General features: G+C 43.0%; 23 protein-coding genes, 4 pseudogenes and 1 riboswitch. Of the genes and pseudogenes, 10 read left to right on the top strand and 17 right to left on the bottom strand.

What is annotated here, in order from left to right; genetic code table 11:
- Positions 1-47 precede the first annotated feature (47 nt).
- From NMG48_RS07090 to NMG48_RS07060, 7 genes are all read right to left on the bottom strand, one after another.
- Entirely contained in the window at positions 48-227 is a 180-nt protein-coding gene (locus NMG48_RS07090; protein ID WP_271254584.1) for a hypothetical protein, read from the bottom strand.
- Between the two features lie 593 nt (positions 228-820).
- Entirely contained in the window at positions 821-1,705 is an 885-nt protein-coding gene (locus NMG48_RS07085) for a hypothetical protein (protein ID WP_271254583.1), read from the bottom strand.
- A 112-nt stretch (positions 1,706-1,817) separates the two neighbouring features.
- The gene (locus NMG48_RS07080; protein ID WP_271254582.1) at positions 1,818-3,875 is read right to left on the bottom strand and encodes a ribulose bisphosphate carboxylase small subunit; all 2,058 of its coding nucleotides are present in this window, start codon (positions 3,873-3,875) and stop codon (positions 1,818-1,820) included.
- 145 nt (positions 3,876-4,020) lie between these two features.
- On the bottom strand, positions 4,021-4,329 hold the full coding sequence (locus NMG48_RS07075) for a EutN/CcmL family microcompartment protein (protein WP_271254581.1): 309 nt from the start codon (positions 4,327-4,329) through the stop codon (positions 4,021-4,023).
- Between the two features lie 106 nt (positions 4,330-4,435).
- Positions 4,436-4,777, bottom strand: coding sequence for a carbon dioxide-concentrating mechanism protein CcmK (locus tag NMG48_RS07070; RefSeq protein WP_126384540.1), 342 nt, complete (start codon positions 4,775-4,777; stop codon positions 4,436-4,438).
- Between the two features lie 114 nt (positions 4,778-4,891).
- Positions 4,892-5,200 carry a carbon dioxide-concentrating mechanism protein CcmK gene (locus NMG48_RS07065; RefSeq protein WP_009625737.1) on the bottom strand — a complete coding sequence of 103 codons (309 nt, stop codon included), beginning with the start codon at positions 5,198-5,200 and terminating at the stop codon, positions 4,892-4,894.
- 589 nt (positions 5,201-5,789) lie between these two features.
- Complete coding sequence (locus NMG48_RS07060) at positions 5,790-6,536, bottom strand: carbon dioxide-concentrating mechanism protein (protein WP_271254580.1); 747 nt, start codon at positions 6,534-6,536, stop codon at positions 5,790-5,792.
- Positions 6,537-6,925: 389 nt separating this feature from the next.
- Here NMG48_RS07060 and NMG48_RS07055 point away from each other — a divergent pair, with 389 nt between their 5' ends.
- Positions 6,926-7,933, top strand: coding sequence for a diguanylate cyclase domain-containing protein (locus NMG48_RS07055; protein WP_126384546.1), 1,008 nt, complete (start codon positions 6,926-6,928; stop codon positions 7,931-7,933).
- Positions 7,934-7,947: 14 nt separating this feature from the next.
- On the opposite strand, the gene NMG48_RS07050 is transcribed toward NMG48_RS07055, so the two are convergent.
- Positions 7,948-8,724, bottom strand: a complete 777-nt coding sequence (locus tag NMG48_RS07050; RefSeq protein ID WP_271254579.1) for an ABC transporter ATP-binding protein — start codon at positions 8,722-8,724, stop codon at positions 7,948-7,950.
- A gap of 13 nt (positions 8,725-8,737) precedes the next feature.
- Between NMG48_RS07050 and NMG48_RS07045 the strand changes: the two genes are divergently transcribed.
- Positions 8,738-9,865, top strand: a complete 1,128-nt coding sequence (locus NMG48_RS07045; protein ID WP_271254578.1) for a FecR domain-containing protein — start codon at positions 8,738-8,740, stop codon at positions 9,863-9,865.
- Positions 9,866-9,988: 123 nt separating this feature from the next.
- Entirely contained in the window at positions 9,989-12,622 is a 2,634-nt protein-coding gene (locus NMG48_RS07040; protein WP_271254577.1) for a HEAT repeat domain-containing protein, read from the top strand.
- Positions 12,623-12,654: 32 nt separating this feature from the next.
- On the opposite strand, the pseudogene NMG48_RS07035 reads toward NMG48_RS07040, so the two are convergent.
- Both NMG48_RS07035 and NMG48_RS07030 read right to left on the bottom strand, forming a co-directional pair.
- Positions 12,655-13,284: pseudogene (locus NMG48_RS07035) on the bottom strand (IS256 family transposase); the annotation flags it as partial.
- Positions 13,241-14,029: a hypothetical protein gene (locus NMG48_RS07030; RefSeq protein ID WP_345961229.1), complete on the bottom strand. Its 789-nt coding sequence runs from the start codon at positions 14,027-14,029 to the stop codon at positions 13,241-13,243. The gene NMG48_RS07030 and the pseudogene NMG48_RS07035, both read right to left, overlap by 44 nt.
- Before the next feature lie 299 nt (positions 14,030-14,328).
- Between NMG48_RS07030 and NMG48_RS07025 the strand changes: the two are divergent.
- Positions 14,329-14,463, top strand: a pseudogene (locus NMG48_RS07025) (DUF433 domain-containing protein); the annotation flags it as partial.
- 33 nt (positions 14,464-14,496) lie between these two features.
- Here the strand turns inward: NMG48_RS07025 and NMG48_RS21795 are convergent.
- The 3 genes and pseudogenes from NMG48_RS21795 to hisS all read right to left on the bottom strand — a co-directional run.
- Positions 14,497-14,868: pseudogene (locus tag NMG48_RS21795) on the bottom strand (transposase); the annotation flags it as partial.
- Positions 14,868-15,245, bottom strand: a pseudogene (locus NMG48_RS21790) (transposase); the annotation flags it as partial. The pseudogenes NMG48_RS21795 and NMG48_RS21790, both read right to left, overlap by 1 nt.
- A gap of 173 nt (positions 15,246-15,418) precedes the next feature.
- A complete protein-coding gene (gene hisS, locus NMG48_RS07015) occupies positions 15,419-16,684 on the bottom strand; it encodes a histidine--tRNA ligase (RefSeq protein ID WP_271254575.1) in 1,266 nt (421 codons plus the stop codon).
- A 465-nt stretch (positions 16,685-17,149) separates the two neighbouring features.
- Between hisS and NMG48_RS07010 the strand changes: the two genes are divergently transcribed.
- The 5 genes from NMG48_RS07010 (at position 17,150) to NMG48_RS06990 (ending at position 20,648) form a co-directional block, all read left to right on the top strand.
- The gene (locus NMG48_RS07010; protein ID WP_271254574.1) at positions 17,150-17,404 is read left to right on the top strand and encodes a hypothetical protein; all 255 of its coding nucleotides are present in this window, start codon (positions 17,150-17,152) and stop codon (positions 17,402-17,404) included.
- Positions 17,405-17,463: 59 nt separating this feature from the next.
- Complete coding sequence (locus NMG48_RS07005) at positions 17,464-18,018, top strand: hypothetical protein (protein WP_271254573.1); 555 nt, start codon at positions 17,464-17,466, stop codon at positions 18,016-18,018.
- Between the two features lie 3 nt (positions 18,019-18,021).
- On the top strand, positions 18,022-18,969 hold the full coding sequence (locus NMG48_RS07000) for a DNA polymerase III subunit delta' (RefSeq protein ID WP_271254572.1): 948 nt from the start codon (positions 18,022-18,024) through the stop codon (positions 18,967-18,969).
- A gap of 40 nt (positions 18,970-19,009) precedes the next feature.
- Positions 19,010-19,175: riboswitch (cobalamin riboswitch) on the top strand.
- Positions 19,176-19,281: 106 nt separating this feature from the next.
- Complete coding sequence (locus tag NMG48_RS06995; protein ID WP_271254571.1) at positions 19,282-19,731, top strand: hypothetical protein; 450 nt, start codon at positions 19,282-19,284, stop codon at positions 19,729-19,731.
- A gap of 68 nt (positions 19,732-19,799) precedes the next feature.
- On the top strand, positions 19,800-20,648 hold the full coding sequence (locus NMG48_RS06990) for a class I SAM-dependent methyltransferase (RefSeq protein ID WP_271254570.1): 849 nt from the start codon (positions 19,800-19,802) through the stop codon (positions 20,646-20,648).
- A 32-nt stretch (positions 20,649-20,680) separates the two neighbouring features.
- Here NMG48_RS06990 and NMG48_RS06985 read toward each other — a convergent pair whose 3' ends face one another.
- Complete coding sequence (locus NMG48_RS06985; protein WP_271254569.1) at positions 20,681-21,343, bottom strand: glutathione S-transferase family protein; 663 nt, start codon at positions 21,341-21,343, stop codon at positions 20,681-20,683.
- A gap of 186 nt (positions 21,344-21,529) precedes the next feature.
- Between NMG48_RS06985 and NMG48_RS06980 the strand changes: the two genes are divergently transcribed.
- On the top strand, positions 21,530-21,988 hold the full coding sequence (locus NMG48_RS06980) for a MarR family winged helix-turn-helix transcriptional regulator (protein ID WP_271254568.1): 459 nt from the start codon (positions 21,530-21,532) through the stop codon (positions 21,986-21,988).
- A gap of 191 nt (positions 21,989-22,179) precedes the next feature.
- On the opposite strand, the gene NMG48_RS06975 is transcribed toward NMG48_RS06980, so the two are convergent.
- The 3 genes from NMG48_RS06975 to ileS all read right to left on the bottom strand — a co-directional run bounded on the left by NMG48_RS06975 (position 22,180) and on the right by ileS (position 25,711).
- Positions 22,180-22,389 carry a chlorophyll a/b-binding protein gene (locus NMG48_RS06975; protein WP_094534572.1) on the bottom strand — a complete coding sequence of 70 codons (210 nt, stop codon included), beginning with the start codon at positions 22,387-22,389 and terminating at the stop codon, positions 22,180-22,182.
- 67 nt (positions 22,390-22,456) lie between these two features.
- Entirely contained in the window at positions 22,457-22,666 is a 210-nt protein-coding gene (locus tag NMG48_RS06970; protein ID WP_271254567.1) for a chlorophyll a/b-binding protein, read from the bottom strand.
- Positions 22,667-22,834: 168 nt separating this feature from the next.
- The gene (gene ileS / locus NMG48_RS06965; RefSeq protein ID WP_271254566.1) at positions 22,835-25,711 is read right to left on the bottom strand and encodes an isoleucine--tRNA ligase; all 2,877 of its coding nucleotides are present in this window, start codon (positions 25,709-25,711) and stop codon (positions 22,835-22,837) included.
- Between the last annotated feature and the right edge of the window lie 221 nt (positions 25,712-25,932).

The raw sequence follows: 25,932 nt of genomic DNA, 5'->3' as shown, positions 1-25,932 counted from the left end.
AATAAAGGCGGCGCATCGCGCCGCCTTTATTTTTGAATTTATAAATACTAAGCAAATTCATACTGCATAGCATTAGCAATCGCCCCCACCGCAGAAGCGGCGATCTCTGGTTGGTAAGAAATGAGTGCATCTGATGTTGATTGTGCTGGTTGCTTGGGAGATGCCATCATCGCAGCACCCAGAACTAGCAAGGCAATACTAGATTTAAGGCTAAAAGTGCTATTCATCTTCATATCCCTCCAACAACGTTGTCCCAACGCCAATAATGACTAAATTTACGTCTTTTTGTTTCCTGTGCCTTAATACGAGCTGTGTCTAAAAATTACTGGGTAATTTTGTCAAAGCATCAATACTCTACTGACAATTACTCACCACAATTTAGCTGTAAATATTCTCGCAATCACAAAAAAATTGCTTTTGTAATACTGATAATAATCGCTAAATTTAAATAAGGATGTAATTTAAGTATCAAATTTGAGTGATCTTTATCACTGATCTTGTAAGCATGATTACAAATAGATAATCGAACTGACAAAAACAAAGATAATCTCAAAATTAGATATATCTTAATTTATCGATTCTAGGACAGTCTGCCCAGACCTTACTGGATGACATTTGATACCTAACGTCAGTTCGGGTTAAGCTGACAAATTTTCAAAGTACAAAAGTAAAAGCATTGCTACACAATGCTTTTACTTTTGTACTTTGAGATAGGGTTTGCGTAGCAAACCCTATCTCAAAGTACGTTTCAAATTGTCCCGAAAAAATATAGCCACGTCGTGCTTTGCACGACATGGCTATATCGAAATAACATTAAAGTTTAGTTTTGTGGAAAAAGGCGTTTAATGTATCGATTAATTTGGGCTTGAGCATATGCCTTAGCCTGTGCCGAATTTGCGGCATTGATGGTGGTCAAATCAGAACCCGTCTGCTCTGGACTAATTGACTCATCACTTGACACTTGCCCAGAAGTATCTTCAGAAATTACTGTGGATTCCACAGACTGCTCAGTAATAGGCTCATTGGGAATTTCCACCTGAGTTTCGGTGACTGTACGCTCGACCGAGTTGGCAATTACACTCTCAGGTGTAGCGGTGACACTGGTATGCACATAGGTTTCTGTAGTCGATCGCTCAATAATATTGTCACTATTAAGACTGTCAGATTGATCCAGAGACACAGGCGACTGGGCAAAATTCGCTGACACAAATTTGTTTTTTAAAGGCTGAGCAGCAGAGTAGGTATGGGTAAACGAATAATTTGTGGGCGAAGGAATTTTATTTGTTTCTAAACTTGTTTCTAAATCTTGGGCGATCGCAGGACTTACCTCTTTCTCCACGGCAGTTTGATCTAACCCACTAATTAACGAACAGGGAGGTACGATTGCCCCCTTAGCAATTACCGCCCGCACAATGGAACTAGAAGCACCAATACAAGCACCTTCACCAATTCTGCTAGTGCCATATACTAAAACCCCTGCTCCCAGATTTGCACCAGCAGCAATTTCTAATAGTCCTCCTTGAGCGTGCAGCACGGCTCCCATACCGATACATACACCTGCACCAATCGTAATCTTGCCATCCTGATCTGCTTGGATTAATACTCCAGATGCGATCGCTGCTGTCTCATCGATCACTACATCCCCACAAACATAGGAGCGAAAATCTCCGATGGGTTCTAAAGGTGGTAGGTAGTTCGATTGCATGATTTTTAAATTCTCTAAATTCATCAAGGACTTCGCTAAGTTCTTGACAACAATTACTCGCTAATTACTTTTCTAAATAGAGAACCTCGCTTTGCGAGGTTCTCTAAAAACGTTACTTTGCAGGACGTTGAATGATGCCTTCAAATACACGACGCTTAGCTTTAGGATCAATGCCTAGCAAGCGCACATACTCATCACCATGCTCATCAAGGCAAGCCTCTAAAGCACGAATTACTTCTGACTCATTAGAAGCAGTGATCGGTGAACAGCTAAACCAAGAACTAGTGCGGAAATGGCGCTCATCGGCATGTTCAGTGCCAATACGGTATCCCTGAGACAAAAGTTGACGAATGCGTGACAACATATCTCCACTAATTCTGCCAGCACCACCACCATAGGAGCTGTTACTAGAGTTGCTGACCTTTACCGCAGTGCGGGTTGGAGCGACGGGCTGACCACCGGGACGATGTACTAGCAGTTCGACAACACGGCGCTTTGCCTTGGTGTCTACACCAACAAGACGCACATATTCGTCACTATATTCGGCGATGTAATTTTCTAAAGCAGCGATCGCAGCGGCTGGACTATTAGCGGTAATCGCAGGAAGAGTCTGCCAAGAAGTAGTACGGAAATGGCGCTCATCCGCATGTTCTACACTAATGCGATGACCTTGAGCCAAAAGTTGACCGACAGTAGATGCAACATCTCCAGTTGTAACGCCATTACCATTAGCGCGAGAAGTAGTGAAACTTGCCGTTGCACCATTGCTATTCGATTGACCAATACTTACAGCTTGGCTATCAGCACGTTGAATGATAGTTTCGACTACGCGACGCTTAGCTTTAGGATCAACACCAACTAAACGTACATATTCGCCTTCATGTTCAGCAAGAATGCTATTTAAGGCAGCAATTACACTGGATTCATTGGAGGCATCGATCGCAGGACCAGTTTGCCATGCAGCGGAACGGAAGCGACGAGCATCGGCATATTCTGTACTAATGCGATAGCCCTGAGCCAAAAGTTGACGAACTTGACCCGCAATATCAGCACTGTTAGCACTAGCCGCAAAACCGTTGGTCGCTTTAGGCGCACTACCATTGCTGGTACTAGGTGCAGCATTGCTGATTACTGCTGCTTTATCACTGGGACGTTGAATAATAGTTTCGGAAACACGACGCTTTGCCTTGGGGTCAACCGCAACCAAGCGAACATATTCACCTTCATTTTCTACTAAAGCAGCTTGTACAGCAGCAATTACTGTTGAAGCTTCAGATGTATGTGGAATAGCATGAGATTGCCAAGAGCCACTGCGGAAGCGACGTACATCTGCGTACTCCACTGCCACATGATAGCCCTGACCTAAAAGTTGTCGTATTTGCTGCGCTAAATCCCCAGCCATAGATCCATTCCTCTCTGCGTTTATATCGGTAAGATTGTGATTAATTTGATTAGAAATTTGATTAGAGTTTGGCTTATTAATTTGCGTATTAAGCTGTTTATTAAAACCTGACGCAGAATTTCTGCTTGGTTGTGGTGATTTCTCTTGCTGCTGGCGAATCGGTGTAATGCAGGCAATATCAGCAGCACAGCGATACCCCTGTCTCAAGGAATCGTTGATACCGACAACATGACTCGCAAAGTTTTGGTCTGATTCCCGCACATTTGGTAGCAGATCGGCTTGTTGCTGCGTTGTAATCACTGCACCAGAAGGAACATATTTACCAGCAGGAATTTCTACATCTTGGACAAGAGCATGTAAGGAAATAATGCAGCCGTCACCGACTCTGGCATTAAACACTGTGGAACGGAACCCAATAAAGCAATTGTTGCCAACATAGGCTGGTCCATGAATCAGAGCCATGTGCGTGATGGAGGTACTATCGCCGATCCAGACGGAATATTCTTTCCCGTCATCGCCAACCACGCGACCTTTTTCCAAACCATGAATGACAACACCATCCTGAACGTTTGTACTATTACCAATATGAAAAGGATTGCCCTCATCTGCACGGATTGACGTACCTGGGGCAATCAAAACATTTGCGCCGATGTGAACGTCGCCAATTAGATTGGAAAAAGAATGAACGTAGGCGGATGGATCAATTTTGGGTTCTGCCAAATTCCTAGACCAAGGTGTAGGGGGGGCAGCAAAGCTACGAACTACCATAGTGAATCTGTACTTTTAAGGCTTACTAATATCTTGAATATCAAAGTCAAGATGATTAGTGGCTCAAAAGCACACCTCCAAATAACAACTTAAGCTACAACGTCGGAGAACTTTTTACTTATCTAGCGCTAATCGTTGAATATCTCTATTGCATTCTTTCATTGTACTTTTTGCTGTAGAGAGTGCGATCGCTGAGGCTAACGGTATCAATGATGGCGACAACAGCCGCATCAATCGGACGATTTTCACTGCCTTGTACCTGCCTTGCGCCACTCCCACGAGTAAATAGCACCCATTCATCTACGCCAGCACCGACAGTATCTGTTGCCACTTCGTAATCTGAAAGTAACTGTCCTTGGAGATCGACAAGCTGCAAGAGCAGAAACTTGCTTCCAGATAGATTAGGCTCTTTGTAGGTACTGACGACCGTACCGCAAACTCTAGCAATTTGCATATTGTTATAAGTACGTTTACAGAATGAATGAAATGAAAATGCGAGATGCCAAAATTTGAGCAGACAAACCAGCGATTTCTAGCGATCGCGCTAGTTAAGCCCCATACTATGGGCGGTTGATAGGACGAATGGAGTTTACATTGTCACGGAACTGCTCGACTTCTTCGGTGTAGCGAATTGGTAGAACGTATTCGAGGTTTTCGTGAGGACGCGCAATGATGTGTGTGGAAAGAACTTGTCCGCCGTTGACGCGCTTTACGGAATCAGTACCTGCGGCTACTGAAGCTTGGACTTCGGAGACATCGCCACGAACGATAACGGTCACACGACCACTACCGATCTTTTCGTAACCAACTAAGGTAACGCGAGCAGCTTTAACCATAGCATCAGCTGCTTCTACAACGGCAGGGAAACCAAGGGTTTCAATCATTCCTACTGCGATCGCCATAATTCATGTTCTCCTAAGAAATAAATAATGAAATTAATGAAAATTTAGTCTTTCGATACTGTTTTTTGAGGGTCTTTTTGAGACAATCAGAAAAAGCAACAAAATAAAACAAGTCTAAAAAGCAAATTGCTCTACTTCTCGCGTATAACGAATTGGTAGGACATACTCTAAGTTTTCGTGTGGTCGAGCAATGGTATGAGTCGAAACTACTTCGCCCCCATTCACTCGGTTTGCACCTTCAACTCCAGCAGCGATGGATGCTTTCACCTCAGAGATATCACCTCTGATAATGACTGTAACCCGCCCACTACCGATTTTTTCGTAACCCACAAGGGTAACGCGAGCAGCTTTGACCATGGCATCCGCCGCTTCTACAATTGCGGGGAAGCCTCTAGTCTCGATCATTCCAATAGCGATCGGCATAATTTAAGCCAGTGTCCTTACGACTCTCTAAAAAACTGAAGTTCTCGCGGTTTATCTATCAATCATATGTAGATGCACGAGCGCAACTATTGATCTTAGCTACGATCGGTTCGCTTAAAACATCAAATTTCAAATTTTTAATACAAAATAAAAATGAGATGACGTTCGGCGCACTTTTGTAGCTGACTTAATGCAGCTAGCTTCTCGCAGCTAAATTACAGATATTTTCTGACTTGTTAGTAGTAATTACCTATCTATAAAATTTATAAAAGAATCTATAAATATTATGTATAAGTATTTATTACTACAGACATAGCCATTCTAAATCTGAATAATCAAAGAAAATGAATATGATAAATATATTCAACTCTATCTTTATATCTACGATAACTAGTGGCGGTACATTTGACAATATAAGCCGTCATGATAAATCTAAATAGTGCATATAAAGGTGGCTTATTTAGATGATTTGAAGGAATTGCTTGTTTGCAAATAAGTTTAGTTTGGTAATTGGGGATCGCTGATCGGTTAAAGGCAAATATTAGGCAAATATTCAAGGCTAAGCTATGAACTTGTTTTTTTCGCAAATCTAGCGCTCGCCTATGGAAATAGTTTCTACTTCAGCAATCTCTAAGTTTGGTAATTGGACTAATTCCCTCTCTTGTTCTTGGAGAGCAATCATCGGAATATTTACAGGCACTGGGGTTTCAATCCAATATTCGGAAGTTGGTAATGTTTCTTCGAGATCATCAAGGGGACGAGGAATAATCATCAGGGTATGGAATTCTCCGATGCGCTCAGCTTCATACATACCTGCTTCGATCGCGATCGCCACATCTGCGACATTGCCCCGAATAATTGCAGTACATAAACCTGCCCCAATGGTTTCATAGCCAGCGAGATGTACATCTGCTGATTTCAGCATCATATCGGCAGCCCCCACCATTGCAGGAAATCCACGGGTTTCAAGTAGCCCGATCGCTTGGTTACTAAGACGACTATAGCGTCCATCGGTTAACTGACTCAGACGACTACTAATTGGTAAAATTGCCTCCAAATTTGGGTAGGGGCGCGGAATCACAATCGTAGAAACTAATTGTCCAAACTCCTTAGCAGTTTCGGCTCCAGCTTCTACTGCCATCCTGACATCAGTAATTTGACCTCGGATAATCGCTGTACAAAATCCATTCCCGACTTTTTCATAACCGACTAGCCGTACAGTCGCAGATTTGAGCATCATGTCAGCCGTACCAACAATTGCAGGAAAACTAATAGTTGAGACCATTCCCAAAGCACTTCCTGAGAGATCAATTCTTTGAGATGCACTACTAGACATTAGAAAACACGGTGAATAAAAAAGTTTTTGATTTTTCAATTTGGCGTAGGCAAATTGAAAATCGCTGTATAGTGTGTATCTTAACTGATATGGCAAACGCCAGTGAAGTAAGATTGTAATGAGTATATATATTACCTATACAATTTTTCAGGTAAAAATAGTTTACAGTTTACTAAACAGGACAACTAAAAGTAGATATGTAACTTTGTGGGCAATTAAAGCGATTAATTAATAAGTAATTGAATTATCTGCATGTTTCACATGTTTCAATAATATAGGGGGTAGATTGACTGACTTCCCAAAAGCCTCGAACAAAACTATACATTGATAAATTACATTGATATTTAGTATTGCGCTCCAAATGTCCAAGATGTCCTGATGATAGCAAAATGCAACTGCTTGAAGCCATCCCAAAGAAAGAGTACATCTTAGTTGTAGATGATACACCTCCTAATCTACAACTGCTGTTAACCATGCTAGCCCGTAAAGGTTATGACGCGCATGGTGTACCCGATGGAGCAGCAGCATTATCCAATGCCAAGGAACAATTGCCTGATTTGGTTCTTTTAGATATTAATATGCCAAATATCAATGGGTTTCAGGTCTGTCAAGAGCTAAAGTCTAGCGATCGCACCCGTGATGTTCCTGTGATTTTCATTAGCGCTCGTGATGAGGTTTTAGATAAGGTACAAGCTTTTGCCGTTGGTGGTGTGGACTATATTACTAAGCCTTTTCAAATTGCCGAAGTGCTAGCAAGGGTTGAGAATCAACTCACATTGCGAAGGCTGCAAAGACAGCTACAAGAGCAAAATGAACGCCTAAAGCAAGAAATCAATAGTCGAATTATTGCGGAAACACTTCTGCAAGAAGCCAATGCGAAATTAGAAAGACTAGTTAACTTAGATGGTCTAACACAGCTCGCCAATCGTAGATGTTTTGATGAATATCTCGAACAGGAATGGCAAAGATTGGCGCGGGAAAGGCAACCTTTGTCTTTGATCATGTGTGATATTGATTTCTTTAAAAACTACAACGATACCTATGGGCATATTGCGGGGGATGATTGCTTACGCAAAGTTTCGCACTTGATCAAACAATCGGTACGTCGTCCTGCGGATTTGGCAGCACGTTATGGAGGGGAAGAATTTGTATTAGTATTGCCGAATACAGACATCGAAGGATCAATGCTAGTTGCAGAGGCAATTCGGAACAAGTTATTAGAGTTAAAGCTGCCCCATGAGGATTCTGCTGTTAGTGAGTTTGTGACTTTGAGTATGGGGGTAACGGCTTTAATTCCAAAGATTGATTCGCAACCATCAATTTTGCTAACCTCGGCAGACTATGCGTTGTATCGCGCTAAAGAGCTAGGTAGAAATCAAACCTATCAGATCGGATAAGATTTTTTGATTGCTTACTCCCAATCGTCTGGTTCTGGGGTTAGATTTCGCCTTAATAAATTATCAATTTCTTGCCAATTAATCTCTGCTGCTTCTGCATCTTGGACTAGTTCACCTTGATGTAAGCAAATTAGCCGATCGCACCACGGTTGGACTAGATCGAGTTGATGATTGATCATTACTACGGTCATGGGCTGGGGCAAACGAGTTGACTCTGTCAAGATATCTAATAACAAGTGGGATAAACCCCGATCTAAAGCTGAAGTTGGTTCATCTAGCAAAAGTACCTCTGGTTCCATAATGAAAGCTCTGGCGATCGCAATCCATTGTCTTTGACCGAGGGATAGCTCTAGCTCTGAGCGATTGAGTAACTTGCGATCAATCTGCAATTTCTCACCCCATTTCTGGACACGCGATTCAATTTCGCTAGTTGGAAAGTTTTGTAAGCGCAAAGGATAGCTAAGGGCTTCTGTAACTGACATTCCTAATAGGCTTGGTTCCTGTGGTATGAGCATTACTCGTCGCCGCAGAGTTTGAATGGGGATATCTTGAATATTTTTGCCATTGAGAGTGATTGTGCCGACGGAGGGATCGACTAAACGATTGAGCATCCTCAAGAATGTGGTTTTGCCCGATCCTGTTGCGCCAATTAGCGCAGTTTTGCTACCTTGGGCGATCGCTACCGAAATATTTGTCAAAAGTGTGCGAAATTTAGTTTGATAACTCACCTGATCGGTGGAAATCAACCCACTGTTGGTGAGTACCTCGGATGTTGCTGAAACCTTTTGCATAATGTAACTGTCTTTGCGATTAGCGATCGAGAAATTGGGACGCAGCCTTCAATTAATTAAACCCTTTCTCAAGCTTAATTATGGAGAACAACCACATATGTTTTTATGGAATCTTTTAAAATCTTTTTCCAAAACTTTTGGCAAAGATATTCCACAGGCTTTTTATCGGACTTTTCCACAGGGTTTTCCACAGGGTTTCTGGAGACTGACTTTTCAGCCAAAGCGAATTGCCTTTTTCTGTGCAGGGCTATGTATTTTTGCATTAGCCATGCCCCAATTAGCGCCTGTATCCGCCCAGTCTACGCAAGCTACGGTGCAGGAAATTCTGGATGGCAATCAGGTTTTTATTCAAAACCAGCAAGCCTACGTTAATGATGTCGCCAGTGCCAGCCAACAAGTTCGCACTGGCAATTCTAGAACTGCGCTTTTATTTAATACAGGAGCCGTGGCAAGACTATCGGCAAATTCAGTATTGAGAATTGGGCAATGCGCCCAACTGAGCCGTGGCACGATTTTAGTTAATGGAGCAATCAATGCTTGCTCTTCAGGAATTACGACAGGGGTGAGGGGAACGACTTACTTATTGGAAGTAGATGAGTCAGGCAATCAACAGGTCAAGGTTTTAGAAGGCGAAGTAGTCGTAAAGCGTAATCCAAAGCCTTTATTTGATGATAGTGATAAGCCTAATACCAAACCAACGGATAAGCCTACGACGACAACATCGCCCACATCCAATCAGGTGCAGAAACCTAATGTTAGTGTTCCAAATACAGTTAAGAACTCTCCGACACCTAAGCCCCAAGCTACTCCTTCTCCAGTTCCCAACAGTTCAGGGAATAAACCTGTTGACTCCAAGTCTCAACCTGCTCAAGCAAGCGATGAAGTAGTTTTGAAGTCGGGTGAGAAGATTGAGGTGGCTCAAACTGGTGATTTGGGCATCATCCAAAAGCTCACTGAAAATGAGTTTGTCAATCTATTGCAAGGGAATTTATTCCAAGGTTTCACAAATCAAATCCCCGGAATCAATAAAGTTAGAGATGTCTTTAATGGTCTCTTCCCCAATGTGAATTTCCCAATCTCAATTCCCGGAATTCCTACACCTAGTATTCCTATTCCTAGTTTACCTAGCTTCCCATTCTAATTTATTCAAAAAGAGAGGTGTGGCAAATAGTGCCACACCTCTCTTTTTGGTATATATTTTATTTTTGGTGTGGAAAAGCTATTATAAAGCCAAGATTTTGCCGCTATTTTCGGTAGCTAGGGCATGAGTACAGAAATTTGTTTTGACGGGTATTTAAAGTCGCTTGTTAGCAAATACGAGCGATCGCAGGATTGTTATACTCAAACCGATGCAACCGATCTGTTTGATTTTGGCTTGATGGTGCAGACCTTAGAGGAGAAAAACGAGCGTCAAGAATCGCAAAATTTTGAACCAGAAAAGCCCAAGATTGAGACGTTTCCTGTACTTGACGGCATCCGTAAGTACGCTTCTGAAAAAGTATTGTTGGTCGGTAAACCGGGATCTGGTAAGTCAACGGCTCTCCAAAAAATGCTTGTGGATGAGGCGCAAAAAGTAATAGATGGTGAAGCATCGTTAATTCCTGTCTTGATTGAGTTGCGATCTTGGCGCACTTCTTACTTAGCTTTGATTAAGGATTTTTTTAGAGCGCATAAACTCAGGTTAGATGAGGAAACAATTGATGCTCTTTTGTTTGAGGGCAAATTACTGTTATTGGTTGATGGGGTGAATGAGTTACCTGCTGATGATCATGCAAGGCAGGACATCTTAACTTTGCGAGAAACAAATCCTGATACTCCCATGATTTTTACAACAAGGATGTTGGGGGTGGGCGGAGATCTGGGAATTGAGAAGAAACTGGAAATGCTGCCATTGAATGATTCGCAAATGCGTCAGTTTGTCCATATGCGTTTGCCAGAGCAAGGCAATCAAATGTTGCAGCAATTAGGCAATCGCCTCCGCCAGTTTGGAGATACGCCTTTACTCCTATCGATGCTATGCGATGTTTTTAAAATAAATGGCAGAGTTCCCGCCAACTTAGGATCGGCTTTTAGGGATTTTGCAAATCTCTATGATGGCAAGCTCAAGGAACATATCCCAGTTTCAGAACAATCGCGATCATGGTGGTCTAAGTTATTACCGCAATTAGCTTTTGCGATGATGCCTCAAGATCGTCCTGACGGTTTACGCTTGAGTATGCCTCGATCTGAATCTGTGGATATTTTAACTCAGTTTTTAGAGCGAGAGAAGTTTGATAAACCAAGGGACTATGCTCAGCAATGGCTTAAAGATTTATTAAAGCATCATCTTATTCAAGTAAAACTTGTAGGTACTAATGAAGAAATCGAGTTTCGACATCAATTAATTCAGGAATATTATGCGGCTGAGTATCTATTGCCATTACTCCCTAATCTTAGTGATCTCAAGCTTCAACATAGCTATCTTAACTATTTAGACTGGACAGAATCTCTAGCTTTGATGTTGGAGTTGGTGGAGAGTGAGGAGCAGGCGGTGCGGGTGGTAAGGCTGGCGCTAGAGGTGGATTTGCGGTTGGGGGCGAGGTTGGCTGGGGCGGTGAAGTATGGGTTTCAGGAGAAGACGGTTGGGTTGTTGATGAAGGAAATAGATGAACGTAAAATTCCTCAAGTGTCGGCGATCGACATTTTAGGAACAACTATGTCTGAGATTGTATTTGAGCCACTCGCTCAAATACTGCAAGATTCAAATAATTCTGTGAGTCAGAAAGCAGCAAAGATGTTAGGCATGATTGGTAATGATAAAGTAGTTGAACATCTTATGGAATATTTAATAGCTTCGAGATATTACAGGATGCAAGCAACAGATGCATTAGTTAGAATTAATAGTAATAAGGTGGTTGAGATACTTGCACCATATCTACAACAAGAAGCGTCAGTAAGTAGTGAAGTAAGTAGCCATGTAATATTAATATTAAGCAAAATTGGTAGTGATAAAGCTGTTGAATCTCTTAGTAAAGTATTCAATGATTTTAATAATTTGAATCGTTGGAATGCAGCATGGGCATTAGCTAAGATTGGCAGTGACAAAGCCATTGAGACGCTAATTCAAGCTCTCAAAGATTCAGATGATTTTGTTCGTTGGAAAGTAGCAGAGATATTGGGCAACATTAGCGATAGTAAAGCCATTGAGACGCTAATTCAAGCTCTTAAAGATTCAGATGATTTTGTTCGTTGGAAAGTAGCAGAGATATTGGGCAACATTGGCGGTAGTCAAGCAGTTGATGCTCTGATTCAATCCCTCAAAGATTCAAATGATTTTGTCCTTAGAAAAGTAACAGAGTCATTAGGTAGAATTGGTAATGACAGAGCAGTTGAACCTCTAATTGAGATTCTCAAAGACTCAAATAATTATGTACGTTGGTATGTAGTAGATGCATTAGGCGAAATAGGAAGTGATAAAGCAATTCAATCATTAGTTCATATCCTTAATGAGTCCCATGATTATGTACGTAGGAACATAGTGGATGCCTTAGAAATAATCAGGAACAATAATGTAGTTGATCCACTAGTTCAGCGTCTTGATGCTTTTGATGATTTTGCACAAAATAACAACACAGTATTTGTGCAAAACAATATAATAGAGATGGAAGAGATACTAGACATGGTAGAGAGGGGTAGTGCGTTTGAATCTGCTATAGACTCTCTCGACAGTTCTAATAAATTTTTATACGGGAAATTAGCAAAAGCATTAGGTGAGATTGGTAATAAAAAGGCAGTTGAACCGCTCATTCGATTGCTCAAGAATTCTGATGATTATTTGCGGAGGAACGTAGTAGAAGCATTAGGTAAGATTGGGAGCGACAAAGCTGTTGATGCACTCATTCAATTGCTCAATGATTGAGACTGTCAAGTAAAATGTGTAAAGTCTAGAAGCTAGACGTGGAGACGATCCTCGAAGAGGATGGCAAAGCGATTAAGAGCAGGTTTCCAATCACGAATCGGCATCGTCCACTTCTTCGAGATATTCCGCATTGCTAAATAAACGAGCTTGAAAGCAGCATCATCAGAGGGAAAAATCTGTTGGGATTTAATCACCTTCCGCAAACTACTGTTCATCGACTCAATCGCATTGGTGGTATAAATCGCCCTGCGAATCTCGGTCGGGAAAGCAAAGAAGGGGATAATGTTTGCCCAATGACTGCGCCAAGACTTGGAGATTGATGGATATTGCTTGTCCCACTTTTCAGCAAAGAGTTCGAGATTAAACTCAGCCTCCGATTCCGTCGCCGCGCTATAAATAGCCTTGAGGTCAGCACAAACTTGCTTGCGTTGTTGCCAAGGTACAAAAGCGACCGAGTTTCTGACCATGTGGACAATGCATAACTGCACCTGAGTTTTAGGAAATACCGTCTCAATCGCATTAGGGAAACCAGTCAAGCCATCGACACAGGCAATCAAAATATCTTTGACCCCACGGTTGTGAATTTCGGTGAGTACTGACAACCAGAATTTCGCACCTTCATTCGGAGAAATCCACATACCCAGTAATGGCTCTTTTGAGCCAGAACCAAGAGATCGTCAAAGGCGTACTTAGCCCTTCCAGTAAAATTAGTTGTCCACGTTTGCCATGGGGATAAAGTTGTTTGACGGTACGTCCATCTTGAAGTTTACGATTGTTGCGGACACCGACAACGATGCGCCAAGACTTGGCGCGGACAGCATTGAAAAACTTCACCGTACTAAACTCAGTATCAGCAAGGACAATCACAGTCTTGCCTTGGGTTAGTTGCTTGGGTACTGTCCCCAATAACTTACAAGCTAAGTCAGAGGGACTGGAGTATCCTTTGCCGCGCCATACTCTAAAACTCCATGGTACGCGCCACTCTCCATAGACCAGATACAGTACAACCAGATGTAGTCCTCGCTTTCCGTTGAGGATTCTCACCCATGGGTCTGGTTCGTTTGGGGTGGGATTGCTCAAATGTAAAAACTTGCCGCTTTTTTCTAAGGTGGTCAGGTCTATCAGTATCTTTAATGGCACTCTCTTCGATGGGCGATGCTTGGCGATTTGCCCCAAAATTGACAGCCTTGTTGCTCGAATTAGTCCTCTTGTTGACCAGTTATAGTGATTGAGAAATCGGCTTAATGCACTCGCTGATTTTACCTGTGTATGTTCTGGATAGGGATGCCCTTGCGCTTCCAGAAATAGCCCTAATATTGCATTCAGACTTGCTTTTTGATACACACTTGGCATCAGACAAATTAGGCTATACACTAAACCTTGGGCGTGCTTAACGATGCTTTCCATAATCGTTATTTAATTTACTACTACGCCCTTTTTTTCACATCTTTACTCTCTTTGCAACCCCTTTCCAGAATGGTGCAAGTTCTCAGAAAACAAACCAACCCTTAAAGATCGTCTAGTTGCTGCATTTAAAGCAGGTGCATTTGAAGCCATCAAAAAAATTGCCAAAAATGACTTTGTTGAAGTCTTCCTTACCGCCTTCAAAGCAGGACTCGAAGCCAAACCTAAAAAGTGAAATTACTGTTCCACATATCAGCAACATCACAGAGCAAAACTGATGACAGTTTAGAGAGCAAAACCACATGAAAATAGCGACTATCTCACGCCATGTCACCCGCAACCCTGAAATCCTCTCAGGCGAACCAATTATCGATGGAACCAGAACACCAGTTAGAGCGATCGTCGAAAACTGGCGCTTAGGAGTTAGACCAGAAGAGAGACTGTCAAGTAAAATGTGTAAAGTCTAGAAGCTAGATATGGAGACGATCCTCAAAGAGGATGGCAAAGCGATTAAGTGCAGGCTTCCAATCGCGAATCGGCATCGTCCACTTCTTCGAGATATTCCGCATGGCAAGATAAACCAGATTGAAAGCCGCTTCATCGGTCGGAAAAAGCTGTTGAGATTTAATCACCTTCCGCAAGCTACTATTCATCGATTCAAGTGCCTTGGTGGTATAAATCGCCCTACGAATCTCAGGGGGGAAAGTAAAGAAGGGGATAATGTTCGCCCAATGACTAAGCCAAGACTTGGAGATTGATGGATATTGCTTGTCCCACTTTTCAGCAAACAACGCAAGGTTAAACTCCGCCTCCGACTCTGTTGCAGAGCTATAAATAGCCTTTGGGACTGGATATCCCTGACACTCATCCCTCTGGCATATAGGGCAATAATCTTCTCGTCTAGTCCTGACAAGCGGCTTTGTCCTTTCTTCACCAGATGTGGTTCAAACTCACCACTGCGATCTCGCGGTACTGCAATTTCTGCTACGCCAAAGTCCCCTTGGACTTTTTTCTGACTATAACCGTTGCGACTGTTAGTTTGTCCTTCTGGTCTTGGTTCATGTTTTCCGTAGCCCAGATGCATGGATAGTTCTGCTTCCAATGCTCGTTCCACTAATGCGGTCGTCAGTTGCTTCAGGATTCCTCCTTCTCCGAATAGGTCAGGTGGTGTTTTACATTCTTGCAGCAATTCGTCGAGCAATTCTTTGCGTATATTCATCAGTTTTAGTGTTGGTAATTGTGTGTCTAGATCATCTCTCTGTATATATCCCAGACTTTACACACTTCACTTTACACTCTCTGTGATTTAGGTAATTAATTGCTCTTGATTTTCATGTTTGCCTCTCTTAGCCTTTTTTAGAGATGCCCTTAAGTTTACTTATGTTTGACTACTTACAATTTCTGTCTCAGCACCTCAAAACTGTCACTGAGATCAGCGATCGCGATCGCTTCCTGTTCACCAGAATCTAGCCATTTGATTTGGACTTGTCCTGCTTCGATTTCGCTATCACCGATGACAACGGCAGCTTTAGCATTGGCATTACTAGCCCGTTTGAATTGTTTATCAAATTTCGCACCACTGACATCAAGTTCCACTGTAAATCCTGCCTTACGGAGAGTTTGAGCAATGGATAGAGACTTCGCTTCCGCCTGTTCGCCTCGCGAAATGACATAGAAATCGATCGCCGCTTGTTTGCGTTCCGCAACCTGTTGCATGAGGATGACCAAACGCTCTAAGCCGATCGCCCAACCCACCGCAGGCACATCCGCACCACCGAGTTCCGCAATTAAGCGATCGTAGCGTCCGCCACCACAAACTGCCGACTGTGCGCCCAGTTGATTGGACTGGATTTCAAAGGCTGTACGGGTGTAGTAGTCTAAGCCCCGCACTAAGCGAGGATTAATGCGATAGGCGATATTCAAATCTGTTAAGAGATTTTGGACTTTCTCAAAATGCTGTTGCGATTCAGGGCTTAAATAATCGAGAATGCTCGGTGCATCTTGGGAAATTTCTTGAGTGCGCTTATCTTTGCTATCGAGAATTCGTAAAGGATTGCGCGTGAGGCGATCGCGAGAATCGGAATCAATTTCTTCTACAAAAGGCGTGAAATAGTCCACCAATGCCTGACGATAGGCAACCCGATCTTCCGCACTGCCCACCGAGTTGAGATCAACCACGAGATCGGTTAAACCCACAGCTTGCAAAAAATCACTAGCGATCGCAATTACTTCGGCATCAGCACGGGGATCGGCGCTACCTAATACTTCTACCCCTAACTGGTGAAATTGGCGCTGGCGACCTGCTTGGGGGCGTTCATAACGAAACATCGCGCCCATATACCAAAGACGCTGCACACCGCCTTGAGCAAATAATTTATTTTCGATATAGGATCTTGCTACTCCCGCCGTTCCCTCTGGACGCAAAGTCAAAGAGCGATCGCCGCGATCGATAAAGGTATACATCTCTTTGCCGACAATATCTGTAGCTTCACCGATACCCCGCGCAAATAGCTCCGTAGCTTCAAAAATGGGCGTGCGAATCTCGTTATAGGCGGCTTGATTCAGAATTTGACGTGCAGTTGTCTCTAACTGCTGCCAGTAATAAATTTCGGGGGCGAGGATATCGCGAGTGCCGCGTGTGACCTGAAGTGAAGACATGGATACTAACGTGTGATTTACAGCAAACTGTGATGTTATTCCAGAATACAGAGTTTTTGGTCATCAAAATCCCAATTTTCGAGAAAGGCTTACAAAGCAATCCTTTCTCAGAAATATAAGTAGCTGGGCGCAATTAAATATAACGTGAGTTCGATAACGCCATTTGCGCGGTGCTTCGCACCGCGCAAATGGCGGAAAATGGTAAAAATCGCCTAGCGATTTTTACCATTTTCCGCCTTCGCCAAACTGACGTTAAAAATAGAACTAAAAGCTGTGGCGCACGCGCAGCGTGCGCCACAGCTTTTAGTTCTATTTTTTAATTATGTCTAGCTACTTAGAAACGACGATTCTTATTTTTTTGGGTTTCGCAAGAATACGATCGCACTGCACATTCAGTCGGTAACAAATCTAGGTAAAATCTGCATAGTGCCAGTTAATCTCAGCTAGTTAATCTAAAGACTCCTTATGCCACAAGATAACGCGAACGACCAGCAATCAAGCCAAGCGGCTAATGAAGCAGTATTTAATGAGGTACTAAAAAGTGTAGACATCGATCCTGCTTTGCTTGCTGAACTCGGTGAAGTGACTAATGATCCTGAACAGGCGATCGATACGGCGATCCGTCAATGGTTGCAACGCCGCGCCATCAAGGAGGCTGATCGCTCTCGCCCCCTCACCATGAATCCTGTTGTGCCTCCACGCGGCGAATGGAATGACTAACTCCCACTTAAAACCAAGACTTATTAGCAAGGCTTAAATTAAGCTGATCCCAAAAATTTATGTATGAATTTTGGACACCAAACAAGCTGCTCTTGATGATTGGACTATCTCAGTTTGGATTTGTCCTCATGATGTTCATCATCATTACTATCAGTCAGCGTAAGCTAGGCAAGTCACCTATGAGCAACGACAATAGCCCTAACTCAAACCCTAATCTATCATCGGCAGCGATCGCTGCTAATCGGCTTAATGCAGTTCTTTCGCCAAAAGATAACCCAGAAGCTGAGCAAACCAGTATTAGCAGTAATAATGAACTAAATACGCCAATTTTTAGCGATCCACAAGAATCTAACCAAGATATGCCGATAGATACAAGCGATCTCCTAGAAGCTAGGTCTGGATCTGACATTTATAAAATTGCCATTTCCCCAGAATTATTCACGGAATTGCTGGAAATCTCAAATAATCCTGCGGAAACGGTCGATGAGGCAATTCGCTGGTGGTTACACCGTCGTAATTTAAACGCGCTCGAAACATCCATGGATCGCCGCGATCGCCTGAGTTCTCGGTCGTATAGCTCTAAGAGATCGCAACAAGAATTGTGGAATGACTAAGCGGTGAATGCTCTCAACTCAGGATTAATCTCACCCTTTGATACCGTCGTTGGGCAATCGCAAGCAATCACTTTATTAAAAGCTGCCATCAAACGCGATCGCATTGCCCCCGCTTATTTATTTGCAGGGGCGAGTGGGGTGGGGCGTAGTAAAACTGCATCAGCTTTTGCCGAAATTTTATTAGGCGATCGCAAATCGGCAAATCGACTGAGCGATCGGAACCATCCTGATTTACTGTGGGTCGAGCCGACCTATTTAGATAAGGGCAAAATGCTCACGGCGAAGGAGGCAGAGGCAGCAGGATTAAAGCGGCGTGCCTTGCCCCAGATTCGGATTGAGCAGATCAGAGAAATTAGTGAATTTGTCAGTCGCGCCCCCCTTGAGTGTCAGCGCTCAGTCGTAATTATCGAAGAAGCGCAGTCCATGGCAGAATCTGCGGCAAATAGTCTGCTCAAAACCCTTGAAGAACCCCTCTATGCCACGATTATCTTGATCGTGCCAGATGCTGGCTCGATTTTGCCGACCCTCGTTTCCCGTTGCCAACGCATTCCCTTTACTAGACTAAATCAAGCACAAATGCAGGAAGTACTCATCCGTGAAGGACATACGGATATTCCGCCCGATGTGGTTGCTCTAGCCCAAGGTTCGGCAGGACAAGCAATCGATTCTTTTGAGAGATTTAAAAGTATTCCCATCGAATTATTAAACTCAGTTCGCCAAATTCCTAAAGATGCCAAAAGTGCAATGGCGATCGCCAAACAAATCACCAAAGATTTAGAGTTGGATTTGCAGCTATGGCTAATTGATTATTTACAAAACTATTTTTGGGAACAACAAAAATCAAAATCAGTATTACAACACCTCGACAAAGCCAGAGAGTTAATTGCTCGATATGTCCAGCCTCGACTAGTCTGGGAAGTTACATTGCTCCAAATCGCAGGCAAGATATAGCATCGTCAGCGCAAAATGCCGCCTCTGCCATTAGTGCTATGATCAAAACTCAGATTTCGGTTTTAGTGAAGATCAGTCACTAAAAGTAATGGGGAAAGTTTGGTGCAAGTCCAACGCTGTCCCGCAACTGTAATTTTTAGCTATAGCAATGTAAATTTTGCGGTAGCTAAATAAGTCAGAATGCCCGCCGAATCGCAACTACACATAAATCTACATCTACGAGGTCATAGATGATGAGTTCATATTTTTGCGAATGGAAAAAAACTTCCATTCTTCCTTGTCAATTGAATTTGCAGTCATGGAGGATTGGCAATGAAGCTTAAGGATAGCGACTGGCAAGGAAATTTTGGCTATTGGCAAAAAAGCTTTATTCACAACCATCTCATGATGATTGGCTATACGGCATGGCAAGGCTTTTTAGAATATGGTCGCGGCGTTGTGGTCTGTGATATTGATCGTCAAGCGATCGCCCCTAGTAATGCAAGTTTAGAAGTAACACAATTCAAATCTCAATTCATTGCTGAGCAGGAATTAATTACCTCGATTCAAGCCTTTTCCCTCGATCAAGATTTAATCTCTGTACTTGTGCAAGCAGTAGGAAACTATGTCCCCGATCGCGAGATTGTTCTGCTGATGAAAATGGAAGAACATCTCGAAATTAATCTGTTTCAAAATCTCAAGATTTTTCCTCCTGACTGTTATGTTCAAGTCAGTCGTCGTTGGGAAGAATTTCAACCTTGCCTAGAAACCCAAACTAAATAGAACGAGAATCGCACGATTGCAATTCATTTGCACAGGCAGATGTAGAAAACCGCTATACTAAATAATCTATGAATAATGTAATTCGCTACCAAAACGCTGCCCTCCAATATTACCGAGATCTAACAGGTTCTTCCTATCTTCACTATGGCTATTGGGAACCTATTCCTTCCCCCACTGATGAGTTGACTGTTACCAAGCTCCGTGTCGCTCAAGAAGCCTATGCAACACATCTTCTATCTTTTCTCCCAACCGATATCCATACCGTCTTAGATGTTGGTTGTGGCAATGGTGATAATGCTGTAGCAATGATTGAGAAGGGTTTGCAAGTTGAGGGATTAGCCCCCGATCCACTGCAACAAGCAAATTTCCTAGAACGCACCAATGGTAAAGCGTTATTCCATGTCGATACCTTCCAAGAATTTGTACAAGCTCCTGCGAAGTATTCTTCCCAGCTTACTTATGACTTAATTCTATTTAGTGAAAGCACTCAATATATGTCACCAGAAATGATTGCCGATGGTTCGGCTGTGGTGGCAAAATCTGGCAGTTATGTACTGTTAGCAGATATGTTACGGAAAGATCCTGAATATAAGGAAGGGATGTTTTCTAACTGTCTGATTAATGCTGATCTGCATAAATCAATGGAGAATGCTGGATTTAAGTTAGTCAAGACTGATGATATTTCCGCACATATCGCACCAACTCTAGATATTTGTGTACAGAGCTTCCAAACCTTTGGGATTTCGACAATGACATACATCGGCAATCTGATCGCGATCGCAGTGCCACCAATTTATAAAGTTCTGCGCTACTTCTTCGGAAAGTCAATCAAGAAATTGATTACAGAAGGGCTTCAAGCTTCTAATTTGTTCCATAAGCATCTCTGCTATGAAATCCAGCTTTGGCAAAAAATCTAGCTAATAGAGATTGGGCGGTTTGCGCCCAATCTCTATTTAATCAGTTCTGTTAAAAAGCTATTCCGCTTTTTGAGAAACTCGTCCAGTAATTCGTAGTAATTTTCGGCAACAGCTTGCTGAACTGATGGTCTTTGTAATAGAACTTCGCGCCATGCATTAACCTTGGGAGTGCGATCGCTAAAAACAAAATTTTGATAGCGATCGAAGGCGACGAAATAGCGAAAGATCGGTGCATAGACCGCATCAATCAGCGAAAACTTTTCACCAGCAAAAAATGGGACTGCATTAAGTTGTGATTCTAGTAGTTCTAAATTTGCAATTAAATCTAAACGTTTTGCTTCAAAGGTTTCTTGATCCTTGGCGGCATAGAATCCTGCAATTTTAGCTAGTAGATTTGAACCAAACTCGATCCAAGAGCGATGTTTGGCTTTGGTTAAGGCATCTGGTGGATGTAACGAGTCTGGGGTAATTTCATCGAGATATTCACAGATTACTGCTGATTCAAATAACACTTCGCCATCGACTAAAAGCAAAGGAACCCTGCCCAGTGGTGAAATTTTGAGAAACCAATCGGGTTTGTTGGCAAGGTCGATATATTCGCGATCGCAAGGAATTTGCTTTTCAAGGACGGTAATCAGCGATCGCTGCACGTAGGGACAAAGGGTATGGCTGATTAGCTTGAGTTTAGGCAGCATGGCAATTTGTAAGGGTGGCTAACATTTGGATATAGTTGTATTTACATTAATTGCAATTGCAACTAAAATTAATTTAGCATATTTAATTGCAATTGCAACTAAATAACAGAGGAATCGCTTCGTGATTGCTCTATAAAGCCTATTTTGATAATTGCGATTGCAACGATTTTTTCGGATACTGGAAGTATGTCAACAAATTCAGCCCTAGATCCTTTACGAAATTCAGCTTGGCGATCGCTTTTGACCGTTCATACCAAGCTGTTGGATCGCATTGCCGAAAAACTTACTCAAGCCGAGCTGCCACCTTTGGAGTGGTATGACGTACTGCTCACACTTAAAGAAGCACCTGATTACTGCCTACGATTGAGTGAGCTAGCGGAAAAAGTGCTATTAAGTCGTAGTAATTTAACGCGGCTAGTCGATCGCCTCGAAAAAACCGAATTGCTTTATCGAAAATCCTGTCCCAGCGATCGGCGTGGGACTTATGCAGTCTTAACTGAAGCAGGTTTAGAGATGCAGAAAAAGATGTGGGTAGTTTATGCGGAGGGTATTTCTGAGTATTTTGCTAGTCATATCTCCGACGATGAGGCGAAAGTTTTACAGACAATATGCGATCGCTTATTAAATATAAAACCGAAGAATTGATTGACGGCGCTCCGCGCCGCCAATCAATTCTTCGGTTTTGATTAAATAGCATTACGGAGCAAAGCACCACACCGCTATTTCTTGAGTGGGAAGGGAGTATCTCCAAACCAATAAAAAACCCTACCTGAAAGGTAGGGTTAAATAATCGTTTTTACTTTGTCTTAAACACTTTGATTGGGAACAGGCAATATTTATAGATTTCCCAACAACCAAATCAGTCCATGCCCCGTTGCAGCTTCTGTAATTAGGAGAGAGACGAAACCAATCATGGCAAGTCTACCGTTTAGTAATTCCGCATAAGGTGTAAAACCAGCTTTCTCAGTATCGTCAACATACATCTTTGGTTCAATTGCGAAGTTGTTGAGTACACCGCGTTCATCGACTCTGTAGCTATTAGTCATTGTTTTTTCCTCTGTTTAAATTCTTTTTTACTTTGTTTCAAATACCTTGATTGTTACCAATCAAAACTTATAGATTCCCCAGCAACCAAATCAGCCCATGCCCCGTTGCAGCTTCTGTAATTAAGAGAGAGACGAAACCAATCATGGCAAGTCTACCGTTTAGTAATTCCGCATAAGGTGTAAAACCAGCTTTCTCGGTATCATCAACATACATCTTTGGTTCAATTGCGAAGTTGTTGAGTACACCGCGTTCATCAACTCTGTAACTGTTAGCCATTGCTTTAACCTCTGTGTTAGTTCCTTATGTAAAGAAATATAACAAAATATTTCGAGATGTTAATCTAGCTAAAGGCATGGATGATAGGCTAGCTGCACCTATATAAAGAGGTATGCACAAAGAAGGGCTTGGCATTGCCAAGCCCTTCTTTGTGTTATGTGACTAGATTTAGAAATTACCTGCTAATGCACTGACGCAGCGATCGCAAATATGCGGATGCTCGACAGACTCACCGATGTGGGTGGAGTAGTTCCAGCAACGGGGACACTTTTCGCCATCGGCTTTCGCGATCGCAATTTGTAAATTGGTAGCCTCGCCCTTAAAGTCAGCATCGGGTAAGCTATCGACCAGCTCGACCTGTGACACGATGAAGAGATAGCGCAAATCTTCTCCTAAGGATTCTAGATAAGCCTTCTGAGTTGCATCAGTGGCAACTAATAAGACCTTCGCTTCTAGGGGTGCGCCGATGAGTTTGCCAGTTCTGGCGGATTCCAAGACTTTGTTGACCTCAGAACGGACTTCGCGGAGATACTCCCATTTAGTTGCCAGTTCGGGCTTATGCCATTCAGGATGCACAATAAACCAACCCGATTGGAATACGGACTTAGTTGGCGCAGGGTAGGGTAAGTGTTGCCAGATATCCTCGGCAGTGTGAGCAAGGACTGGGGCGATCGCCTTGGCAATTGCCTCTAAGCAATACATCAACACCGTTTGGCAACTGCGGCGACGGGCAGCATTGGGCGCACTGATATAGAGACGATCTTTGGCGATATCTAAATAGAAGTTCGATAAATCAACGGTGCAGAAGTTTTGGATAGCTTGGAAGAAGCGCGAGAATTGGAACTTATCGTATGCCTCAGTGATATCCCTAGTAACTTCGGCGAGACGATGCAGAATGTAGCGATCGCTTTCGGTGAGATCGGCATAAGGCACTAGCTGTTCCGCAGGTTGAAAGTCAAAGAGATTGCTGAGCAAGAATCTGGCAGTATTACGAATCTTACGCGACACATCGGACATCTGAGCCAAAATGGTTTTGCCAACAGGAACATCACTGCTGTAGTCCACACTTGCTGCCCAAAGACGAACCACATCCGCACCATAGGGAGGTTCTTTCTTTTGATCTTTACCACCATTGATTACCACCATCGGATCAACGATATTACCAAGGGATTTACTCATTTTCTGTCCCTTCTCATCCAGCAAAAAACCATGGGTTAACACCGTCTTATAAGGTGCATAGCCATTGGTTGCCACACTAGTTAGGAGAGAAGATTGGAACCAACCACGATGTTGATCGGAGCCTTCGAGATAGATGTCCGCAGGATAGTTTAGCTCGTAGGGAACTAGATGGGAATTATGACTCTCACCACCTAAAACTCCTGCCCATGAAGAACCAGAGTCAAACCAGACATCCATTGTGTCCGTACCTTTGCGATACTTGCGACCGTTATTTTGATAGGATGCAGGGAGTAACTCTTCTACTTCCTTTTGCCACCACACATCAGAGCCATGCTCACGAATCAGTTCTTGAATGTGATTAATGGTTTCTTCCGTAAGTAAAGGTTCGTTAGTTTCTTCGTCATAGAATACGGGAATTGGTACGCCCCAAGTGCGCTGACGGGAAATACACCAGTCTGATCGCTCTTGCACCATTGAGGTAATCCGATTCTCACCGATCGCAGGAATCCAGTTAACTTCCTTGATCGATTTCAATGCTTCTTCGCGGAAACCATCAACGGAGGCAAACCACTGCTCAGTGGCGCGAACAATCACAGGCTTCTTGGTGCGCCAATCGTAGGGATATTTGTGGTTATAGGCTTCTTCTTTAATCAGAGTTCCATTAGCGGTCAAGATTTCCACAACCTTAGCATTGCCTTCCTTCAGCACACTCAAACCTGCTAATTCTGCGCCTGCATCTTCATTGAAAATACCGCGATCGTCCACCAGAGAAATCATACCTAAATGATATTTTCGACCCACAACAAAGTCATCCTGACCATGATTAGGCGCAGTATGGACTAAGCCTGTACCTGATTCGGCGGTGACGTGATCACCTAGAACGATGGGACTAGAGCGATCGGCGATCGGATGCTTAGCAATGGTTCCTTCGAGAATATCCCCCTTGAAAGTATATTTCACTTCCAAAGCTTGCTCAAAGGTGGCGGCTAGCTTCTCCACCAATTCTGTTGCCACGATGTAATATTTATCACCAGCCGCCACGATGCTGTAACTCAGATGGGGATTGGCACTAATACCCAAGTTAGCGGGAATTGTCCAAGGTGTCGTTGTCCAGATCACGGCATGGAGATTGGTGAGATCGGCGATCGCCTTTAACCTATCGCTAGATTGCGTGACAGGAAAAGCAACATAGATACTGCGAGAAACATGATTTTCGGGATATTCCAATTCCGCTTCCGCGAGGGCAGTATGGGAACTAGGCGACCAATAGACTGGCTTAAGCCCGCGATAGATATAGCCTTTGAGCGCCATTTTACTAAATACAGCAATCTGGGCGGCTTCATATTCAGGCTTCATCGTGTAATAGGCGTTTTCATAGTCACCCCAAACACCTAAACGCTTAAAAACTGCCGCCTGTTCGTCAATAGTTTGCAATGCAAATTCCTTAGCCCTTTGTCGCAACTGGAGAGGCGTTAGCTTAACCCGTTCTTCAGCTTTGATATTTTGTAAAACCTTAAGTTCAATTGGCAACCCATGACAGTCCCAACCTAAGACATAGCGAGCTTTACGTCCCCGCAACAGTTGATAGCGATTAATAATATCTTTCAACGATTTGCCCAAGGCATGACCCATGTGTAATGTGCCGTTAGCGTAGGGAGGCCCATCATGGAGCGTAAAAATATCACCCTTATTATTGCTACTTAATTCTTCATAAATGCCCTGCTCTGCCCAAAATTTTTGAATCTCTGGCTCACGAATAATTGCATTTGCCCGCATCGAAAAGTCGGTTTGGGGCAAGTTCACGGTGTCCTTATATTCAGGATTACCTGCCAGATTCTCAGAGTTGGCTTTAGGAGCAGATGTCATTGTTCTAAACTACGTTAAAATTTGCTAAGGTTTACCCCCCATTATGACGCAATATTAAGCAAACAGATATTACAGATATTATTTTGTGGGTCATGTTTGCAATTGCTTTATTGTATTTGAAGCAAAATTTTAGAAGAGAATTGATATGAAATATCGGCTAAATCTAAGGACGAGATAGCTACTTTTTGTCGTGTATCCCTAAACAGGCTAGGATACAAATA

The sequence above is a fragment of the Pseudanabaena sp. Chao 1811 genome (genome assembly GCF_027942295.1).
In the GTDB taxonomy this organism is placed as follows: domain Bacteria; phylum Cyanobacteriota; class Cyanobacteriia; order Pseudanabaenales; family Pseudanabaenaceae; genus Pseudanabaena.
The sequence above is the reverse complement of the archived record's forward strand: the minus strand, read 5'-3'. Positions and strand labels throughout refer to the sequence as shown.

What these genes read in the sequence shown, in the direction of transcription:
- NMG48_RS06975 (WP_094534572.1), bottom strand. Translation starts at nt 22,389, where the DNA reads ATGACTAATAGCTACAGAGTCGATGAACGCGGTGTACTCAACAACTTC.
- NMG48_RS07085 (WP_271254583.1), bottom strand. Translation starts at nt 1,705, where the DNA reads ATGCAATCGAACTACCTACCACCTTTAGAACCCATCGGAGATTTTCGC.
- NMG48_RS07075 (WP_271254581.1), bottom strand. Translation starts at nt 4,329, where the DNA reads ATGCAAATTGCTAGAGTTTGCGGTACGGTCGTCAGTACCTACAAAGAG.
- NMG48_RS06990 (WP_271254570.1), top strand. Translation starts at nt 19,800, where the DNA reads ATGAATAATGTAATTCGCTACCAAAACGCTGCCCTCCAATATTACCGA.
- NMG48_RS07055 (WP_126384546.1), top strand. Translation starts at nt 6,926, where the DNA reads ATGCAACTGCTTGAAGCCATCCCAAAGAAAGAGTACATCTTAGTTGTA.
- NMG48_RS07080 (WP_271254582.1), bottom strand. Translation starts at nt 3,875, where the DNA reads ATGGTAGTTCGTAGCTTTGCTGCCCCCCCTACACCTTGGTCTAGGAAT.
- hisS (WP_271254575.1), bottom strand. Translation starts at nt 16,684, where the DNA reads ATGTCTTCACTTCAGGTCACACGCGGCACTCGCGATATCCTCGCCCCC.
- NMG48_RS07090 (WP_271254584.1), bottom strand. Translation starts at nt 227, where the DNA reads ATGAATAGCACTTTTAGCCTTAAATCTAGTATTGCCTTGCTAGTTCTG.
- NMG48_RS06970 (WP_271254567.1), bottom strand. Translation starts at nt 22,666, where the DNA reads ATGGCTAACAGTTACAGAGTTGATGAACGCGGTGTACTCAACAACTTC.
- NMG48_RS07010 (WP_271254574.1), top strand. Translation starts at nt 17,150, where the DNA reads ATGCCACAAGATAACGCGAACGACCAGCAATCAAGCCAAGCGGCTAAT.
- NMG48_RS07005 (WP_271254573.1), top strand. Translation starts at nt 17,464, where the DNA reads ATGTATGAATTTTGGACACCAAACAAGCTGCTCTTGATGATTGGACTA.
- NMG48_RS06980 (WP_271254568.1), top strand. Translation starts at nt 21,530, where the DNA reads ATGTCAACAAATTCAGCCCTAGATCCTTTACGAAATTCAGCTTGGCGA.
- NMG48_RS07065 (WP_009625737.1), bottom strand. Translation starts at nt 5,200, where the DNA reads ATGCCGATCGCTATTGGAATGATCGAGACTAGAGGCTTCCCCGCAATT.
- NMG48_RS07040 (WP_271254577.1), top strand. Translation starts at nt 9,989, where the DNA reads ATGAGTACAGAAATTTGTTTTGACGGGTATTTAAAGTCGCTTGTTAGC.
- NMG48_RS06985 (WP_271254569.1), bottom strand. Translation starts at nt 21,343, where the DNA reads ATGCTGCCTAAACTCAAGCTAATCAGCCATACCCTTTGTCCCTACGTG.
- NMG48_RS07070 (WP_126384540.1), bottom strand. Translation starts at nt 4,777, where the DNA reads ATGGCGATCGCAGTAGGAATGATTGAAACCCTTGGTTTCCCTGCCGTT.
- NMG48_RS06995 (WP_271254571.1), top strand. Translation starts at nt 19,282, where the DNA reads ATGAAGCTTAAGGATAGCGACTGGCAAGGAAATTTTGGCTATTGGCAA.
- ileS (WP_271254566.1), bottom strand. Translation starts at nt 25,711, where the DNA reads ATGACATCTGCTCCTAAAGCCAACTCTGAGAATCTGGCAGGTAATCCT.
- NMG48_RS07030 (WP_345961229.1), bottom strand. Translation starts at nt 14,029, where the DNA reads ATGGAAAGCATCGTTAAGCACGCCCAAGGTTTAGTGTATAGCCTAATT.
- NMG48_RS07060 (WP_271254580.1), bottom strand. Translation starts at nt 6,536, where the DNA reads ATGTCTAGTAGTGCATCTCAAAGAATTGATCTCTCAGGAAGTGCTTTG.
- NMG48_RS07050 (WP_271254579.1), bottom strand. Translation starts at nt 8,724, where the DNA reads ATGCAAAAGGTTTCAGCAACATCCGAGGTACTCACCAACAGTGGGTTG.